This window comes from Aeromonas sp. s4, from assembly GCF_040907855.1.
Classification (GTDB): Bacteria; Pseudomonadota; Gammaproteobacteria; order Enterobacterales; family Aeromonadaceae; genus Aeromonas; species Aeromonas caviae.
Map to the genome: position 1 here is coordinate 39,821 of NZ_JBFOCP010000047.1, position 14,749 is coordinate 54,569.

The 14,749-nt window shown below is 62.5% G+C and carries 22 protein-coding genes; 2 read left to right on the forward strand and 20 right to left on the reverse strand.

All coding sequences use genetic code 11. From position 1 onward, the window contains the following. The 20 genes from AB5Y89_RS15730 to AB5Y89_RS15825 all read right to left on the reverse strand — a co-directional run bounded on the left by AB5Y89_RS15730 (position 1) and on the right by AB5Y89_RS15825 (position 11,732). A complete protein-coding gene (locus AB5Y89_RS15730; RefSeq protein ID WP_368224125.1) occupies positions 1-1,416 on the reverse strand; it encodes a phage tail protein I in 1,416 nt (471 codons plus the stop codon). Continuing rightward, positions 1,416-1,817: a hypothetical protein gene (locus AB5Y89_RS15735; RefSeq protein WP_368224126.1), complete on the reverse strand. Its 402-nt coding sequence runs from the start codon at positions 1,815-1,817 to the stop codon at positions 1,416-1,418. Before AB5Y89_RS15735 ends, AB5Y89_RS15730 begins: the two co-directional genes overlap by 1 nt. 10 nt (positions 1,818-1,827) lie before the next feature. Beyond that, the gene (locus AB5Y89_RS15740) at positions 1,828-2,700 is read right to left on the reverse strand and encodes a baseplate J/gp47 family protein (RefSeq protein ID WP_323890655.1); all 873 of its coding nucleotides are present in this window, start codon (positions 2,698-2,700) and stop codon (positions 1,828-1,830) included. Between the two features lie 5 nt (positions 2,701-2,705). Then, positions 2,706-3,065, reverse strand: a complete 360-nt coding sequence (locus AB5Y89_RS15745; protein ID WP_368224127.1) for a GPW/gp25 family protein — start codon at positions 3,063-3,065, stop codon at positions 2,706-2,708. Beyond that, positions 3,062-3,634 (reverse strand): phage baseplate assembly protein V, encoded by a 573-nt coding sequence (locus AB5Y89_RS15750; protein WP_368224129.1) that lies wholly within the window; start codon positions 3,632-3,634, stop codon positions 3,062-3,064. The genes AB5Y89_RS15745 and AB5Y89_RS15750 overlap by 4 nt, the downstream gene beginning before the upstream one ends. Positions 3,635-3,960: 326 nt before the next feature. Next, positions 3,961-4,611 carry a hypothetical protein gene (locus AB5Y89_RS15755; protein ID WP_368224131.1) on the reverse strand — a complete coding sequence of 217 codons (651 nt, stop codon included), beginning with the start codon at positions 4,609-4,611 and terminating at the stop codon, positions 3,961-3,963. Next, positions 4,562-4,996, reverse strand: a complete 435-nt coding sequence (locus AB5Y89_RS15760) for a Panacea domain-containing protein (RefSeq protein ID WP_368224133.1) — start codon at positions 4,994-4,996, stop codon at positions 4,562-4,564. The genes AB5Y89_RS15755 and AB5Y89_RS15760 overlap by 50 nt, the downstream gene beginning before the upstream one ends. Positions 4,997-5,158: 162 nt before the next feature. Next, positions 5,159-5,617: a phage virion morphogenesis protein gene (locus AB5Y89_RS15765; RefSeq protein WP_368224135.1), complete on the reverse strand. Its 459-nt coding sequence runs from the start codon at positions 5,615-5,617 to the stop codon at positions 5,159-5,161. Further along, positions 5,599-6,069: a phage tail protein gene (locus AB5Y89_RS15770; RefSeq protein ID WP_139738024.1), complete on the reverse strand. Its 471-nt coding sequence runs from the start codon at positions 6,067-6,069 to the stop codon at positions 5,599-5,601. The genes AB5Y89_RS15765 and AB5Y89_RS15770 overlap by 19 nt, the downstream gene beginning before the upstream one ends. Then, positions 6,044-6,286, reverse strand: coding sequence for an Rz1-like lysis system protein LysC (gene lysC, locus AB5Y89_RS15775; RefSeq protein ID WP_236752469.1), 243 nt, complete (start codon positions 6,284-6,286; stop codon positions 6,044-6,046). Before lysC ends, AB5Y89_RS15770 begins: the two co-directional genes overlap by 26 nt. After that, entirely contained in the window at positions 6,180-6,653 is a 474-nt protein-coding gene (lysB, locus tag AB5Y89_RS15780; protein WP_368224137.1) for an Rz-like lysis system protein LysB, read from the reverse strand. The genes lysC and lysB overlap by 107 nt, the downstream gene beginning before the upstream one ends. After that, positions 6,643-7,464: an N-acetylmuramidase domain-containing protein gene (locus tag AB5Y89_RS15785; RefSeq protein WP_368224139.1), complete on the reverse strand. Its 822-nt coding sequence runs from the start codon at positions 7,462-7,464 to the stop codon at positions 6,643-6,645. Before AB5Y89_RS15785 ends, lysB begins: the two co-directional genes overlap by 11 nt. Further along, the gene (locus AB5Y89_RS15790; protein WP_017765312.1) at positions 7,461-7,769 is read right to left on the reverse strand and encodes a phage holin family protein; all 309 of its coding nucleotides are present in this window, start codon (positions 7,767-7,769) and stop codon (positions 7,461-7,463) included. The genes AB5Y89_RS15785 and AB5Y89_RS15790 overlap by 4 nt, the downstream gene beginning before the upstream one ends. A 1-nt stretch (position 7,770) precedes the next feature. Then, on the reverse strand, positions 7,771-8,133 hold the full coding sequence (locus tag AB5Y89_RS15795; protein ID WP_041214915.1) for a putative holin: 363 nt from the start codon (positions 8,131-8,133) through the stop codon (positions 7,771-7,773). A 15-nt stretch (positions 8,134-8,148) separates the two neighbouring features. After that, complete coding sequence (locus AB5Y89_RS15800; protein WP_043162862.1) at positions 8,149-8,379, reverse strand: TraR/DksA C4-type zinc finger protein; 231 nt, start codon at positions 8,377-8,379, stop codon at positions 8,149-8,151. Between the two features lie 2 nt (positions 8,380-8,381). After that, positions 8,382-8,585 (reverse strand): tail protein X, encoded by a 204-nt coding sequence (locus AB5Y89_RS15805; RefSeq protein WP_139737920.1) that lies wholly within the window; start codon positions 8,583-8,585, stop codon positions 8,382-8,384. Beyond that, positions 8,585-9,055: a head completion/stabilization protein gene (locus AB5Y89_RS15810; protein ID WP_319900240.1), complete on the reverse strand. Its 471-nt coding sequence runs from the start codon at positions 9,053-9,055 to the stop codon at positions 8,585-8,587. Before AB5Y89_RS15810 ends, AB5Y89_RS15805 begins: the two co-directional genes overlap by 1 nt. Before the next feature lie 97 nt (positions 9,056-9,152). Beyond that, a complete protein-coding gene (gene gpM, locus AB5Y89_RS15815) occupies positions 9,153-9,836 on the reverse strand; it encodes a phage terminase small subunit (RefSeq protein ID WP_368224140.1) in 684 nt (227 codons plus the stop codon). A 9-nt stretch (positions 9,837-9,845) separates the two neighbouring features. Next, complete coding sequence (locus AB5Y89_RS15820) at positions 9,846-10,898, reverse strand: phage major capsid protein, P2 family (RefSeq protein ID WP_368224142.1); 1,053 nt, start codon at positions 10,896-10,898, stop codon at positions 9,846-9,848. 12 nt (positions 10,899-10,910) lie between these two features. After that, positions 10,911-11,732: a GPO family capsid scaffolding protein gene (locus AB5Y89_RS15825; RefSeq protein ID WP_368224143.1), complete on the reverse strand. Its 822-nt coding sequence runs from the start codon at positions 11,730-11,732 to the stop codon at positions 10,911-10,913. 149 nt (positions 11,733-11,881) lie between these two features. On the opposite strand from AB5Y89_RS15825, the gene AB5Y89_RS15830 reads away from it, so the two are divergent. Together AB5Y89_RS15830 and AB5Y89_RS15835 are read left to right on the forward strand one after the other, a co-directional pair. After that, positions 11,882-13,645 carry a terminase ATPase subunit family protein gene (locus AB5Y89_RS15830; protein ID WP_368224145.1) on the forward strand — a complete coding sequence of 588 codons (1,764 nt, stop codon included), beginning with the start codon at positions 11,882-11,884 and terminating at the stop codon, positions 13,643-13,645. Continuing rightward, positions 13,642-14,706: a phage portal protein gene (locus AB5Y89_RS15835; protein ID WP_368224146.1), complete on the forward strand. Its 1,065-nt coding sequence runs from the start codon at positions 13,642-13,644 to the stop codon at positions 14,704-14,706. Before AB5Y89_RS15830 ends, AB5Y89_RS15835 begins: the two co-directional genes overlap by 4 nt. The last annotated feature ends 43 nt before the right edge of the window (positions 14,707-14,749 follow it).

Below are 14,749 nucleotides of genomic sequence, written 5' to 3' on the forward strand. Positions count from 1 at the left end.
TCAGGAGGCTCCGTGGTTGTAGTTGCCGTTGTAGGTTGCGGCGCCGTTGTAGGTCAGGGGCGCCTGGGTGTAATCGAGGGCCGCCAGATGGCAGCGGGCCGGGGCCATCTCTGCCAGCAGGCGCCGGATGCGGTTTGCCTGCACGGTGGTGACCGGGCGGGCGAGGATGACGCGATAGACGGCCCACTGGGACGGATCCCCGTGGGGTTCGTTGCCGTTGTATGCGAGCGTGCCGTCATAGCGGCGGCCCGTGGCGCGTTCGATGATGGTGCTGTCGCCAAAGCCCAGCACGGCCAGCGCCTCCTTGATGGCCCAGGGGGTGCCCTTGCGCTGGTGCAGGCGGAACGAGGCGCTGATGAGGGCTCGCTGCTGGTCTTCTGACTCGGCCAGCTCCCACCAATCCACCGACCTTGCCCAGGCGAGCCAGGGCAGCAGCGGGGCGGGGCAGGTGTCAGCAAAGCGGGTGGTGGTGATCACCTCCGGCGTCACTGTGCTGGCCAGGGTGGCCGCGGCAAGGTGCTCCAGCCGGGTGGCAGAGGGTGGCAGCAGATCCCGGGTGGTCGGCAATGGCAGGGGCAAACGATGCACCTTGGCCGCGCCGAACGTGCAGCCATCAAAGCCCCGAGTGGTCAGGCGCGCGGAGCTGGCAATCGGCGAGAGTGCCGAAGGCAGCAGCGGGGCCGGGACCAGTGCGGCGGTGATGGCGGGCAGACCGGGGAGAGGGACCGCCGGGGCCAGCGGATAGAGGATCCGCGCGTACTTGGCGACGGGACTCCCCACTGCGCCCGTGAACGGGGTCGCGGCCTGAGCCAGTCGGGTGTTGAGTCTTGGGGCACCACTCTGACCATCAGACAGAGCGCCGACGAGCTGGCGCACTCGGGCCCGGTGGCTGCCCAGGGCACCCGGATCAACCCCTGCAGGAGCGAAGCGCTGCCCCAAGGTCGGCGCCTCAATGGCGTCTGGCTGCATGCTGCCAGCCGCAAGCCTGGTCCTGAGCGTGGCGATGCCCAGCGCACCGGCACTGAGCCCCGGCACGCGGACGAGGGGGGTGAGTTCGGCCGCGCCCATGGCGAGCAGATCCCCCAGGCTCCCCACGCTGGCGCGGGCGGTGGTATCCGGGGTGCCATAGGCGCTAGCCTCGATGGCGCCGGGGGCGGTGCGATGGGTCAGTTTGCCCGTGCCTGCTGCGAACTGACTGACCCCGGCGGGCCTGGCGCGTTGTAATGCCGCCATGCTGCCGATTGGTCCTGCCGCTATCCCGACCGGTGACAGGCCGATACTGACCCCGGCAATGGCGACCGGCGCGGGGTCATCGTCACCCTGCAGGGTGCCCCGGTAGATCGCCGCCCCATCGAATGACAGGGTGCCGTCGTGATAGGTCAGTGACCCGCGCCAGACGGGATAGAGGGTTGCCATCAGAGTTTGAAGATCTTATTGGGGCCGTTGTCCCAGGCGATGATGATGTCGCCGCCGTTGGTGCTGACCGGCAGGCCCGCCGCCGTGTCGAACAGGGCGATCAGCGGGCTGGTCGCGGCGCTGCCGGTGTCTTTGTAGATGGCGCAATACTTCACCGCCGCCGTGGGCACGGCGCTGAAAGTGACGTCGGCGGCGTCCAGCACGCCGCCGGTGACCGTTTTGCTGGTCAGGGTCTGCGGGGTGCCGACCACGTGGGACGAGAGCGTGCTGAAAAACTCGTCGCTGCCCAGGGTGGGGGCGTAGGTGTCTTTGATCAGCGCGCACTTGAGGGTGTCGGCACTGGCGTTGATGGCGCCGGTGAGAAACTTCTCGCGGCCTTTGTCATAGAGGGCGTTTGCCATGGTCTGGTCCTTAATCGAGGTGGAGGGTGGTGAGTTTGGCGGCCTGCTGCGCCGTGCAGGTGACATCTGTCAGCGGTGCGCGCAGGGTGACGCTATCGATCCCCGGCTGGTGCAGGGCGGCATAGATGGCCGAGAGCGGGACGGTGGCCCCGACCCGGTAATAGGCGGCAGCGGTCTGGTTCATGGCCGCGGTGGCCGCTGCAATGGCTTGCTCTTTGCCAAGACCGGTGGCGTTGAGGGTGGCATCGACGGCATAGGGTTTGATCTGGGCGGGCTCGACGGCCACCAGATCGCACAGGGGGCGCACATCATCGGCCGAGAGCGCCTGGCTGACCCGATTGAGGGTGTCGGCACTGGGTTGGCCGGCAGGGGAGAGCAGGGTCACCCGCACGGTACCCGGCGAGGGGCTGTCGACGGCCACATCCGCCACCTCGGCGCTGGCTGACAGGGCGTGAAACTTGTAGGCATTGACTGGCCCGGCGGTGGTCAGCCCCTCAAAAGCCATCTGGCCGCGCAGGCGCAGGCGGTCATCCGACTCATAGACCGGATCGACAGGCGGATTGGCCGCCGGATCCCCCGGGGTGACCAGCAGGCGGGCGATGTTGTACTCGGCGACCAGGTGGTCGAGGGTGGTGCCGCTGGCAAAGGCGAGCAGGGTCTGCTTGGCGGCATCGTTGATGCGGGCCCGCAGCACCACCTCCCGATAGGCGTTCTCTTGCAGCAGCTTGTTGAGCGGCTCGGATTCGAGCTCCAGGGTGGCGGCGATGGCGGCTTGCTGGTCTGCCGGGTAGTAGCTCACCAGGGTGGCCTTGCGCTCGGCCAGGATGGTCTCAAAGTCGAGGGGCTCCACCACCGAGGGCGGCGGGAGCTGGGTCAAATCCACGTTGCTCAATTGGCGGCTCCTGTGGGGATGGCGATAGACGCAGACTCCAGCGCGCCGCCGTCCTTGCGCCGCCAGGTGAGCTCGACGGTGAGGGCGCCATCCATGCCGCCGCCCAGCACATCGACCCGGGTGATGGTGATGCGGGGTTCCCAGTTGATGAGGGCCTGCACGGTGGCGGCCATCAGGCGCAGGCGGGTGGCCTGATGCTGGGGCTGGTCGATGAGGTAAAACAGCTCGCTGCCGTAGTCGCGGCGCATGACCCGGGATCCCACCGGGGTGATGAGGATGTCGCGCACCGACTGGATGATGTGGTCGGTGGCGCTGATGGCGCGGCCAGAGACTGCATTCATGCCGAGCCAGTTCATTGCGGGCCCCCGGAAGTGCCGCTGCCGGTGCTGACGTTGCCGTGCTTGTGGGTAGTCACCTCGATGCCGCCAATCTTGGCGCTGGGGGCGGTGATCTTGCCGCCCGCCTCGATGGTCGAACCGACCTTGAGTGCCTGGGTGCATTCCACCAGGGGGGTGATCAGCTTGACGGTCACCGAGGCCGAGAGGGTGGCGGTCTTGATGCCGCTCGCATTGAGCACCCCGGTGGCCGGGTTGTACTCGATGACGGCGCCATCAGCGTATTCAGTGCGATCGAGGTCCGGGTTGTCATCGCCTGCCAAGGGTTCTGGGAAGGCAGCGCAATTGATGGGGCCGACGATGTAGGCATTGCGCAAATCGCCGCTGACCGAGAGCATCAGCACCTGTTCGCCAATGGAGAGGCGATGGCGGGTGCGATTCTTCCCGGCCCGAGCTGCTGCGTAGGGCCGCCAGTTGGTGATGAGGTCGCCGGTTTTGACGCGACATTCCCCTGATCGCACGGCAGTGACGGTGCCGATGCGGATCAGGTTGTCGATCAGGCGTTGGAGTTCAGTCGGGGTCGGTTGCATGGGGCCATTGTTTTGGGCAATGGCGAGTAAGGCGAGAGGCGGCCAGTGTGTATGGCGCTGGCACACTGGCGGCGATGGTTACAGTCCTTTGGTATTCACTTGCATGGGAAGGTTGAGCTGCTCAGATGTGGGGTGACCCGATGCCATGCACAGTTACGATGGGTGGCAGGTTGCACATGGCTGGTTTTATCGGCCAGGATGCGCTGGGCATGCTGCGGCGTCATCGGGGAGCGATTTCCGTCATGGCAGAGTGTGTCTGTTTTGCGAGGGAGCAAACACAAGGAGATAGGTGAATAAATAGACTGGTTGGGCAGTATGGCTTCAGGTCAGTTTTGGACTGGGTATATCCGATGTTGTCTATCCCACCAAACCATGTAGAAATGCCCTTGCAGTACTATTCCCCATACTCTGGGTAAGTTACCAAGGCGAAATCTGAAGGGGGTATCAAATTGCTCAAAGCCGAGATCAAGCCAACGCCTTATGGCTTCATCACAGAGGTCACTGATGTCATGGTCATGATGCATCAAGTGGCCTGTATCGGATGTCATTTGCTGGATAGCCCCCCAATCATTACCTTCTAAGCCGTTCATGCCTAGTTTAATAACATTTTCCCATTCATCTGCAGTCCATGCCCTTGACTGACCCCATGACCAAGTACCGTGTTGATCTGCGCATCTGGCGCACCATGACATGAGCAGCCCAAAACGAGATCCGCTTTGGCTCGTTCTAGGTTGCTTGGGTACGTTCAGGTTAACCATATCCGCAGCAGTTTGCGGCATCTTTTCGATATCAGGGAGGGGGATAAACTTGGGTCTTTTGACGAAATCCTCAGCAATATAGGCTTGCTGAAGACGGACCGACTTTTCACGTTTCCTGTCGGCTTTTTCTTGCTTGCGCTGCTCGCGTTCGGCTTTTTTGGACAAGATGTTAAAGCGCCGAGTAATACTCTTCCATTGCCGCTTGAGTGATGACCTCATTGGAGACAGTCATTGCTGGTAATCCCTTTCTGGCATTTACCCAGGGAGATTCTTGATGCGTCAAATTGCTAAGCCACTGGGCTGTCTTGTCACCGTAAAACTCAAGCACCTTATCAACGGTATCTCTCTGCTCTGCAGAGAGTCTATCCGGACTTCCTTGGGTGAAAGTAGCTTCATTCACCTTGAACATGCCACGATGGGCATTGTACAGGGTGGGCAGTACTGGCCCGTTGGCCCAAGCTTGGAAGTCGGTTTCGAACAAGGGTTCTTCATCCCACACCAACGACCATGCCTGGCTGTAATACACCAGTTTTTGAAGCTTCATTGCAGACATTTCACCTTGCTGACGAAGGATGTACTTTGCAATGTCAAATTCGGTGGTCATTGTCAGGTTCCTAGTGTTACTCGTAGCAGACTCTTTTGCCGTGCAGTATTACGTAACAGTACCAGCCTGACAACCATTACTGGCTCACAAAATGACGTTATAAGCCAACGTTAGATCGATAGTGGCATGCCATAAGGCTGCGTAGATCTGATAGACGCTGGGTTAGTGAGAACTTGTGACATGGAACAACAGCAACTCCTCCAGCTTTTCCACCTCCAGGCTGGTGATGCCCAGCAGTTCCCGCGCCGGATAGCGGATCTCGCGGCCCTTGATGCGGTCTTTGAGGCCGTATTGGTGAATGGTCGCAAGGCGATTGGCGGTGCCGACAAACTCGACCACGGCTTGATGTTCATTGGCGCGGGCCTTGAGCCAGGCTGGGCTGCTGATTTTGAAGAACATCTTGCGGCGCAGGCGCCCCCGGTTTTTTTTCAGCTTAGGCTGAGGCTTGCGCGGGGCCATGGGGCTGCCATCGGGCTGGCGGTTGGCGCGGATCCGCTGGGCCTGGCTGGCGCGCAAGGTGCGGGCCATCTCGCCCGCCAACTGACGGCGGGCGGCGGGCTCCATGCTGGCCAGCAGGCCATCGGCCCAATGGGTCAGGTGGCTCAGGTCGTCGGCGGCCATGGCTGATGCTCCCCGTTGATGAAGAGTTCCCAGGTTATGCCGTCATAGGGGTCTTCCGGTGGCTCCGGCAGGTGCTCCCAACCAATTCCCTGTTCGTTTTGCCACACCCTGACCCGCTCGGTCAGCTTGACGGTGATGATGAGGTCCATCAGGTCGCTCGCAAGGTATTCCGCCTCGAAGGTGATGCCTTCCTTACGCTGCTCGTCGTTGGTCATCAGCTCGGGCTGGTGTTGGCGCAGCCAGGCCAGCAGCGGCACCATGATCTGGTCCGGGTGCCCGGCAAAGTCTTCGATGCCGATGGTGAGGGGGTATTGCCACTCGAACGAGAGCGAGCGGGCACCGGTGCTTTCGACATTGCCCGGGGCGATGAAGATGTGCAGCTTGTCCGGGTTGGTCTTGAGGTGGGGCACACAGCGGGTCAGTACCTCACGGATCTGTTTTGGCTTTTCCATTTTCCCTCCTGTACTGGTGGCGTTGCTGGCAGGCGATAAGGCTGTCGACCTGGGCGGCGCAGGTGGCCCATGCCGCCTCGGTCTGGGTCAGTTGGTCGAGCAGATCACCGTTATTGACCGGGCTGGCTGCCGGCAGTTGGCAGGGCGCCGGGGCTGGACAGGTGAGCCTGATAATCTGCGGCGCCGGTGAGGGCGGGGCGCTGGAGCAGCCTGACAACAGGATCAGGCAGAGGGCGATCAGCCCACTCCTTGAGTTCAGCATTTTCACGTTTGAGCCTCTTGATGGTGTCGGCCCGGGTGGCGGCCGTGATGGTCAAATCGCCAAGCTGGCGTTGCAGCGTGGCGGCGGCGTTTGCCTGGGCGTCCAGCTCGCCGGTGAGGGTATCGATGGCCCCGTCTTTGAGTTTCTCCCGCTGCTCGGCCTCTTTGGCCTTGTCGTTGGCGGCCTTGAGGTCGCTTTGCAGGGTGGAGACTTTGCCCTCAGCCTTGGCGGCAGAACGGGCCGACCAGCCCCAGCCGGCCAAGGCGACGGCCAGGGCCAGCAGCAACCAGGTGAGGGGGGAGCGCAGGAGGCTACGCCACATCCGCCACCTCCTTCACCGGGTAGACCTTGGCAAAGTGGTCGTATGCCTTGGCGAGCTTGGTGTCGTAGTCATTGTCCTTAAACGCCGGGCCGTTGTAGCGGCGGGCAAAGTCAGCCCACTTGCGCCCCTGCAGGGCCTTGTGCATGGCGGGATCTTGCTGGATGAAGCGGCACAGGGCGGTGAGGTGGTCCACTTCGCTGCGCTGCATGGCGGTCTGCCAGTCGCTGGCCGAGGCAAAGCCCAGCGCCTGCCAGTGGAAGCCCATGATCTGGAACATCCCCCAACTGGCCGACTCGATGGCGGCATCCCGGTGCAGGCTGATGGCGAGTTGCAGCCGCTCCCACTCGGCCGCCCCGCCCGCATAGCCGCCGCGCTTGGGGTTGACCAGGTTGGGGTAATGGGCGGCCATCTGGTCGGCAGTGCCCTTGCCCAGGTGCTGGGTGAGCTGCTTGTAGAACACATGCCGCTCGAACAGCACCACCGGGCGCATGTCGGTGGTGAACCCCTCGCCGATGCTCTCGACCTGGGCGACGGTGGCCATGGTGGCCAGCGGCAGGCCCAGCAGGTCAGCGCCAGCCTGCATGTCGCCGATGCGCAACTGGTTGCCCCGCTCGCTGCCGAGCAGGGCGGCCAGGGTGCGGGGGCCAGCCTGGCCGATGGCGGTGATCATGTAGTCCCGCTGAAAGGCGAGCAGGGCGCGCTCGGTGGCATCGCCAAACCAGCCATCCGGATCGAGCGGATAACCGGCTTTGGCCAGGCGACGCTGCAGGTCGGCGACGGCGGCGCCGGTATCCCCTTTTTTCAGGCTCATGGTTGAAATCTCCCGTTCAGGTGGCTGGCGGTGGTCGGTTGCTGGCGACGGCGTGGCAGCAGGCGCATGACGGATCCGCGAGAGCCGATCAGGGCGGTGAGCAGGACGGCTGCCAGCAGCACCGCGGCCGGGTCTGGCGCTGGCATGACCCCGAGCAGGACGCGCAGCGGCACGGACCCGGCGGCGACGGTGATGACCCATGCCAGCAGTGCCGGCAGGGGGCGATAGTCGCCCCCGTTGCGGTTGAAGGTGGCGATGCGCATGGCGATCGCGGTGCAGATCATGGCGTAGAGGATGGTCAGCATGTCAGCCCCCTTTGCGGAGTTTGAGCAGGTCTTCCGGCGTTTTGCGCAGGATCCACTGCAACAGGTGGACGGCCAGCGCCGAGGCGAGCATTGCGCCGACAGCCCTGGGGACCTCGACGCTGAGCGGCAGCACGCTGGCCAGCATGGCGGCAACCAGCGGCGCCGCCAGTGCCCCCGCCACGAAGGCGGCAACGAACAGGCCCGCTTTGCGCAGGTTGCCCAGCTCGGCGGTGGTGGCGATGAACACCAGCGCCCCGGCGAATGCACCGAGCAGGACGCCGGGGTCTACGCCCGGGAAGAGGGACAGCAACGCCAAGGCGCTCAGGGTGCTGGTTGCTGCACTGGATGAAATCGGTTCTGGCATCGTGCTCTCCTGTTTTTATCGTTTGCTGCCGTAGTGGCGAGCGGTTTGGAATTCGTAGATGGTCTGGCACTCGGCGCAGCGTTCGCAGCCCCGCTGTGCTTCGCGGCGCGCCTGCGGGATTGGGTCTTCGCAGTCGATGCAGTAGTGCGGGCCGGTGCCACTGATGCGGGCGGCGTGGATGCGGGCAGCGAGTTGCTGCTCGCTGATGTCGGCCAGTCGTTCGAGTTCGTCGTCGAGGCGGCTCATGGTCATTCCCATAGCTGGATCAGCGGCTGCTCGGCCTGGGTGGGGGCCGCTGGCATTGTGATGAGGGTTCCGGTCGGGAGGATGGGGCCGAGCGCGGCCAAACCGGGGTTGAGTGCGAGCACCTGCTCGGTGATGCCTGCGGTGTAGCCGTAGTGCCGGAACAGGATGAGGTCGAGGGTGTCACCCTGTTGGCTGCGCAGCTCCATCAGATGAGCGCCACGGTGATGTGGGTGGTACCGAGGATGTCGCGAATGGCAAAGCGGGCGTCGCGGTAGAGGTCGTCAGAGCTGATGATTTTGGCATCGGCCCCTTTGACTCCATCACCGGTAGCGCTGTAGTCGGTGTAACGCTCCAGCAGGTTGGCGCGGGTCATGGCATAGACGGCGCGCCGGTAGCTGTGCAGGTACGCCGATTCGCCATTGATGACCTCGCCCGGTACGGCGGCCAGGGTGGTGACTCCTTCTGCCTCGCGGGCGCGGCGCCAGTCAGCCAGATCCCGGTTGACGCTGGTGATGGCGTCGATCACGGCATGCTTGAGGCGGGCCGTGGTGACGGTGCCATCGAGCCGGACGGTGTCACGCAGGTCAGGCAGCGAGATCGCCGGCCAGAAGGGGCTGGAGTCTATCTCCCCTTCGGCTGGCGACGTGGGGGCATTGGCAATGAATCCGGTGCTCATGGTGCTCCTTTTCCGCTTGTTGGGCGGTGGTCGGGCCGTCTGGTATGCGAAACGCATTCGTCAGGCCCGAGCCGCCCAGGGTGCGGGGTTCGCTCGGTTAGCTGCCGCCGCCAGTGGCGTCGGGCTGCTGTTCTTTTTTCAGTTCGCGCTCGAGCACTTCGAGCTCTTTCTTGATGCCCACCTTGTCGTGCAGTTCGATGGCGCGGCGGTAGTGCTGGGCTGCCTGCTCCTTGAACCCGTCGGCCAGGGCGGCTCGGCCCACGGCTTTGTGCAGCTTGGCGCGCACCTGGTCGAAGATGTCGCAGTGGGTCAGCAGCTCGAGGTAAGCGCACAGCAGGCCATAACTGGGGCCAGCACCTGCCTCTTGCAGCTTGATGCCGGTGTCGGCCACCTCTTCGGCGATCAGGGTGGCGGCGGTGCGCTCGTAGCGGTCCGGGGTACTGAGGCCGTGGCGGATCACGTAGTCGGCCATGTTGAAGGCCCCTTCGAGATCGCCGGTGTCGAGTGTCCAGAGCATGACAGTGACCAGGACGTCATCTTGTTCGCCCCGGTCAGCGGCCAGCAGGCCATCAATCCACGGCTTGTAGACGCCCAGCATGGTGCGCTTGGCGTCGATCTTGCGCTCGATGCTCTGGATGCCCTTGAGGGTGCGGCGGTGTTCGGCCAACTGCATCAGTTGCAGCTCGTAGGCATTGGCGCGTTGTTGGTCGAACTGAGGATTGGCCGCCCCTTGCAGGGCGGCCAGTTTGCGTTCGCGGTTGCGACGGGCAGGTGATGTCATGTCGCCCCCTTAACCGCCAGCGGCCGGTTTCGGCCCGATGACGATGTTTTCAATCAGGGCGACGCAGTCGTAATCTTCGACCACATAGGCGTCGTTGGAGCTTTCGTAGTTGACGACACGGTCGCGGTGAGGTTCTTCCGCGATATGGCGGCGACGGGCACCTTCCTGCGGGTAGATGGAGAGGTTTTTCAGCTTGGTGATGAGAATGGCATTGTCCGGGAAGAAGGGGACGCGGACCGCTGGCAGGTTGCCGATCTGCTTCTGGCTCACCAGCACTTGACCGGCTAGCTTGTCCTGGTTGTTGTCAGCGTTGTTGATGATGGGGAAGTATTTGTCGGCCAGCAGCTTACGGCCGCAGATGACCACCAAGTCGGTATCGTCTTGGTACCAGGGGGCGATCATCTCGTTGACGGCATCGAACACCAGGGCGTCGAGGTTGTGGTAGTCGCCTTCTTTGGTGTCGGCGTCATTCTTCGGCTGGTAAACGTAGATCTTGCCTGAGCCTTCGGTTCCTTCATCCATCACTTTGGCCGGCGCGTCTTCACGGATGTGGTACAGCCAGCCTTTGTTCACATCTTGCAGCAGCGGGTTGGTCTGGCGGTTGGTGTTCTTCTCCACGGCGACGCCATTCCAGCCAATCATGATGCGATCGAGCCCCTGTCGCTTGAGGATGGCATCGCGGATGCGGGTCTGGAAGTCGGGAAACTTGGCCCAGATATCCAGTTTGTTGTAAGGGAGGCTGGTGTCGTAGTTGGTCTTGGCACACTCGTATTCATTGGAATAGAGCGTGCTGGGGTCGTTGGGTTCACGAACGTGGGTGGTAGTATCGGTGCGGCCTGCAATGGTGCCGGCGATGTCGATGCCAACTTTCTCCCCCTTAATCTCTGTGACAGGGATGATCTGGATCATTTTCAGGAATTCGACCGACTCCTGCATTTTGGTTTCCAGGGTCTGCTGGACGCTGGGCTGCACGTTGAACTGCACCGTGGCGCTGGAGACGGCGTTGAGTTTGGCCACCTTGCCGGTGAACTCGTTGAACTTCTGGCGGGTTTCGTTACGCATTGGGCATGGTCCTTAGCAGTCGGTTTCGATGGTGGCGCCTTGGGAGCCGGTGGCTGGATCGCGCTTGTGGCTGAAATCTTCCTGGCCTTCCAGCTTGGCGGTGAGGTCGGCCAGCGCCTTGGCGGTGGCGTCCTGCTTGTTGGTCAGCTCGGTGAGGGTCTTGGCCTGCTCGGTGAACTTCTTGTGCAGGTCGGCATCGAGGGTGGTGACCTCTTTCGCGACGGTCTCGACGGCCTGGTGAACGTCGCTGAAATCGGCGGTGGATTGCTTCTTGTGGCTGGAGAACAGCGCGGTTACCCGTTCCAGCAGACCAGGGCCTTTTTCACCTTCATCCTCGAGTTCGATGACAGTTTCCAAGGCTTCGGTGAACAGACATTCCGGATGGTATTTGCGGTAGGCCAGCGGATTGACCGTGGCCTTGCTGCAGAACTGCAGCATTTCAGTGCCGAGGCTGGCCGGGCTGTCGGTGACGGCCAGCCCCATCATGTAGGCACCCTTTTCGTTCAGGTTGGGGTGGATCTCGACCGAGGTGTACACCTTCTGGCGCTTCTTGTTCAGTTCGATCAACTCCGGGGTCGGGTCAATCTGCACGAACAGGGCCAGGCGTTTCTCGCCCTCGATGGTGACCTCTTCTGTCTTGGCGGCGGTGATGTCGCCGTACATCTTGAACAGGCCGTTGGGGTCAATCCCCCGGATGTGCTCCATATTGACCCGGGCGCCGTAGGTGGACTGGTTGTAGCGCTGGGCCATCTGCTCAAGCCATTCGCGGGTGATGGCGCGGCCATCGGTCGTGCCCCCTTCTACGGCAACACGGAAAAATTTGGACTTTGCCATGGGTTGGGATCCCTTTGGTGATTGGGTGGTGATGTCGCGGTTATGGTCTGGGTGACAGGCGGGATCGTGCAATCGGCGGCCAGTGTGTACGGCGCTGGCACACTGGCGCGGGGGCGTTTTGAGCGGTAGCGACTGGGTAGACTGGCGCCATGACAGCACCCTTACTCTTTCCCCATATCGAACCCAGACGGCAGGCCATGCACCTGTTCTTCCAGGGCTATCCGCTCCGCGCCATTGCTGAATTGCTGCAGACGCCGGAGGGGACTATCTCGACCTGGAAGAAGCGCGACGGCTGGGATGACATCAAACCCATTGACCGGGTCGACTTCGCCATCGAGGCGCGGATGTGCCAGCTGATCGCCAAGGAAGTGAAGAGCGGCGGCGACTTCAAGGAGATTGACCTGCTGGGCAGGCAGTTGGAGCGGATCGCCCGGGTCAACAAGTACAGCAACGGAGGCAATGAGGCCGACCTCAACCCCAAGGTGGCGAACCGCAACAAGGGGCCGAAGAAGGCGCCAGAGCGCAATGTGGTGGAGCCCGAACAGCAAGAGCGGCTGATCGAGCGCTTCGAGTCCACCATGTTTGGCTACCAGCGCACCTGGTACGAGGCTGGCAACCAGCACCGGATCCGCAACCTGCTCAAGTCTCGCCAGATTGGGGCGACCTACTTCTTTGCCTTCGAGGCCTTCATCGATGCCCTGGTCACCGGGCGCAACCAGATTTTCCTGTCGGCCAGCAAGGCGCAGGCTCATGTGTTCAAGCAGTACATCATCCAGTTTGCCAAGGAGGAGGGGGTGGAGCTCAAGGGCGACCCCATGGTGCTACCGAACGGAGCGCACCTCTACTTCCTCGGCACCAACGCCCGCACCGCCCAGAGCTACCACGGCAACATCTACATGGATGAGTACTTCTGGATCCATGGCTTCCTGGAGTTCCGCAAGGTGGCTTCCGGCATGGCGATGCACAAGAAGTGGCGCCAGACCTACATTTCCACCCCATCCAGCCTTTCCCATCCCGCCTATGCGTTCTGGTCCGGCGCCAACTTCAACCGCGGCAAGGCGAAGGCAGACCGGGTCGAGATTGACCTGAGCCACGCCAATCTTGCCAGCGGTAAGCTGTGTGCCGATGGTCAGTGGCGGCAGATTGTCACGGTCGAAGATGCGGTGCGCGGTGGCTGTGACCTGTTCGACCTGGATCAGCTGCGCAGCGAGTATTCCGATGATGAATACCTCAACTTGTTGATGTGCATCTTCATGGATGACACGTCCAGCGTGTTCCCGTTGGCGATGTTGCAACGGTGCATGGTCGATAGCTGGGAGGTATGGGAGGACTATAAGCATTTTGCCCTGCGACCAATGGGTAACCGGCCGGTGTGGATCGGCTATGACCCGGCCAAGGGTGGCCAGGGTGACAGCGCCGGTTGCGCCGTGCTGGCTCCGCCGGCTGTACCCGGCGGTAAGTTCCGGGTGCTCGAACGTCACCAGTGGAAAGGGATGGATTTTGCAGCCCAGGCAGAGGCAATCCGCCAGATGACTATTCGCTACAACGTTGCCTACATCGGAATCGATACCACCGGGATCGGGGAGGGTGTCTATCAGAATGTGAAGGTGTTCTATCCCGCTGTTACCGCAATCCAGTACAACCCGAGTGTGAAGATCCGCATGGTCATGAAGGCTATCGATGTGATGAACAAGGGGCGGCTGGAGTTTGACAGCGGTTGGAATGATTTAGCAGCCGCTTTTATGAGTATTCGCCGGGGGGTAACCGCCGGCAAGATGCCGACCTTTGAGTCGAGCCGTTCCGAAGAGGTCAGCCACGGCGATATTGCCTGGGCAACGATGCAGGCCCTGTTACACGAACCGCTGGCAGGTGCCACCGGTGCCAATACCAGCATGATGGAGATTTTCGCATGAGAAAGCGCCGCCCGCAGCGCCATACCTCGCCGGTGACGGCGACCCAAGCCGCAACCAGCCAGACCATCGAGGCGTTTACCTTCGGTGAGCCGGTGCCCGTGCTCAGTCAGCGGGAGGTGTTCGACTACCTGGAAGCCATGCACAACGGGCGCTGGTATGAACCGCCGCTCTCGCTCAATGGCTTGTCGCGGGTCTACCGGGCCGGGGTACACCATGCCTCTGCCATTCAGGTTAAGCGCAACATCCTGCGCTCCTGCTTCATCCCGCATCCGAAACTGAGTCTGGCCGCCTTCACCGGGCTGGCGCTGGACTATCTGATCTTCGGCAACGGCTACCTGCAGGTGGTGCAGAACCGGCTCGGCGGGGTGCTGCGCTATGACCACCTGCGGGCCAAGTACACCCGGCGCGCTCTGGACTTGGACACCTATTGGTGGATTGCCCAGCCCGGCCAGGAGCAGGCGTTGCCGGCCGGGCGGGTAGGCCATGTGATGGAGAGCGACATCAACCAGGAGATCTACGGCATCCCCGACTATGTCGGCGGGCTCAACTCTACCCTGCTCAACGAGTCTGCTACCCTGTTTCGCCGCAAGTATTACGAGAATGGATCCCACGCTGGGTTCATCATGCACATCACCGACGCAGTGCAGAACGAGGGCGACATTGCGGCCCTGCGTGAGGCGCTGCGCCAGAGCCGGGGGCCCGGCAACTTCCGCAACCTCTTGCTCTACACCCCGAACGGCAGCAAGGACGGGGTGAAGCTGATCCCGGTGGCCGAGGTGGCGGCCAAGGATGACTTTCTCTCCATCAAGAACGTCAGCCGCGACGACCAGTTGGCCACCCACCGGGTACCGCCCCAGCTGATGGGAGTGATGCCGAACAGCACCGGCGGGTTCGGCGATGTGACCAAGGCCGCCCAGGTGTTCGACATCAACGAGATCGACAGCATCAAGGCCAGCCTGCTGGCGCTCAATGACTGGGCAGGGGAGGAGGTGATCCGGTTTAACCCCTACAAGCTGGCCGCCGGCATCGAGCAGGCCAGCCAAGGCGACATGCTGCGCTGACCCGGCCTGTGCATCCCGACCACCCCGCCACCTGGCGGGGTTT

Excerpts from the sequence above, each read along its gene's own strand:
- lysB (WP_368224137.1), bottom strand. The coding sequence starts at position 6,653 with ATGTGGCGTAGCCTCCTGCGCTCCCCCCTCACCTGGTTGCTGCTGGCC.
- AB5Y89_RS15785 (WP_368224139.1), bottom strand. The coding sequence starts at position 7,464 with ATGAGCCTGAAAAAAGGGGATACCGGCGCCGCCGTCGCCGACCTGCAG.
- AB5Y89_RS15765 (WP_368224135.1), bottom strand. The coding sequence starts at position 5,617 with ATGGCCGCCGACGACCTGAGCCACCTGACCCATTGGGCCGATGGCCTG.
- AB5Y89_RS15750 (WP_368224129.1), bottom strand. The coding sequence starts at position 3,634 with ATGCAACCGACCCCGACTGAACTCCAACGCCTGATCGACAACCTGATC.
- AB5Y89_RS15745 (WP_368224127.1), bottom strand. The coding sequence starts at position 3,065 with ATGAACTGGCTCGGCATGAATGCAGTCTCTGGCCGCGCCATCAGCGCC.
- AB5Y89_RS15835 (WP_368224146.1), top strand. The coding sequence starts at position 13,642 with ATGAGAAAGCGCCGCCCGCAGCGCCATACCTCGCCGGTGACGGCGACC.
- AB5Y89_RS15800 (WP_043162862.1), bottom strand. The coding sequence starts at position 8,379 with ATGAGCCGCCTCGACGACGAACTCGAACGACTGGCCGACATCAGCGAG.
- AB5Y89_RS15770 (WP_139738024.1), bottom strand. The coding sequence starts at position 6,069 with ATGGAAAAGCCAAAACAGATCCGTGAGGTACTGACCCGCTGTGTGCCC.
- AB5Y89_RS15810 (WP_319900240.1), bottom strand. The coding sequence starts at position 9,055 with ATGAGCACCGGATTCATTGCCAATGCCCCCACGTCGCCAGCCGAAGGG.
- AB5Y89_RS15730 (WP_368224125.1), bottom strand. The coding sequence starts at position 1,416 with ATGGCAACCCTCTATCCCGTCTGGCGCGGGTCACTGACCTATCACGAC.
- AB5Y89_RS15760 (WP_368224133.1), bottom strand. The coding sequence starts at position 4,996 with ATGACCACCGAATTTGACATTGCAAAGTACATCCTTCGTCAGCAAGGT.
- AB5Y89_RS15830 (WP_368224145.1), top strand. The coding sequence starts at position 11,882 with ATGACAGCACCCTTACTCTTTCCCCATATCGAACCCAGACGGCAGGCC.
- gpM (WP_368224140.1), bottom strand. The coding sequence starts at position 9,836 with ATGACATCACCTGCCCGTCGCAACCGCGAACGCAAACTGGCCGCCCTG.
- AB5Y89_RS15735 (WP_368224126.1), bottom strand. The coding sequence starts at position 1,817 with ATGGCAAACGCCCTCTATGACAAAGGCCGCGAGAAGTTTCTCACCGGC.
- AB5Y89_RS15820 (WP_368224142.1), bottom strand. The coding sequence starts at position 10,898 with ATGCGTAACGAAACCCGCCAGAAGTTCAACGAGTTCACCGGCAAGGTG.
- AB5Y89_RS15805 (WP_139737920.1), bottom strand. The coding sequence starts at position 8,585 with ATGGAGCTGCGCAGCCAACAGGGTGACACCCTCGACCTCATCCTGTTC.
- AB5Y89_RS15755 (WP_368224131.1), bottom strand. The coding sequence starts at position 4,611 with ATGAGGTCATCACTCAAGCGGCAATGGAAGAGTATTACTCGGCGCTTT.
- AB5Y89_RS15795 (WP_041214915.1), bottom strand. The coding sequence starts at position 8,133 with ATGCCAGAACCGATTTCATCCAGTGCAGCAACCAGCACCCTGAGCGCC.
- AB5Y89_RS15790 (WP_017765312.1), bottom strand. The coding sequence starts at position 7,769 with ATGCTGACCATCCTCTACGCCATGATCTGCACCGCGATCGCCATGCGC.
- AB5Y89_RS15825 (WP_368224143.1), bottom strand. The coding sequence starts at position 11,732 with ATGGCAAAGTCCAAATTTTTCCGTGTTGCCGTAGAAGGGGGCACGACC.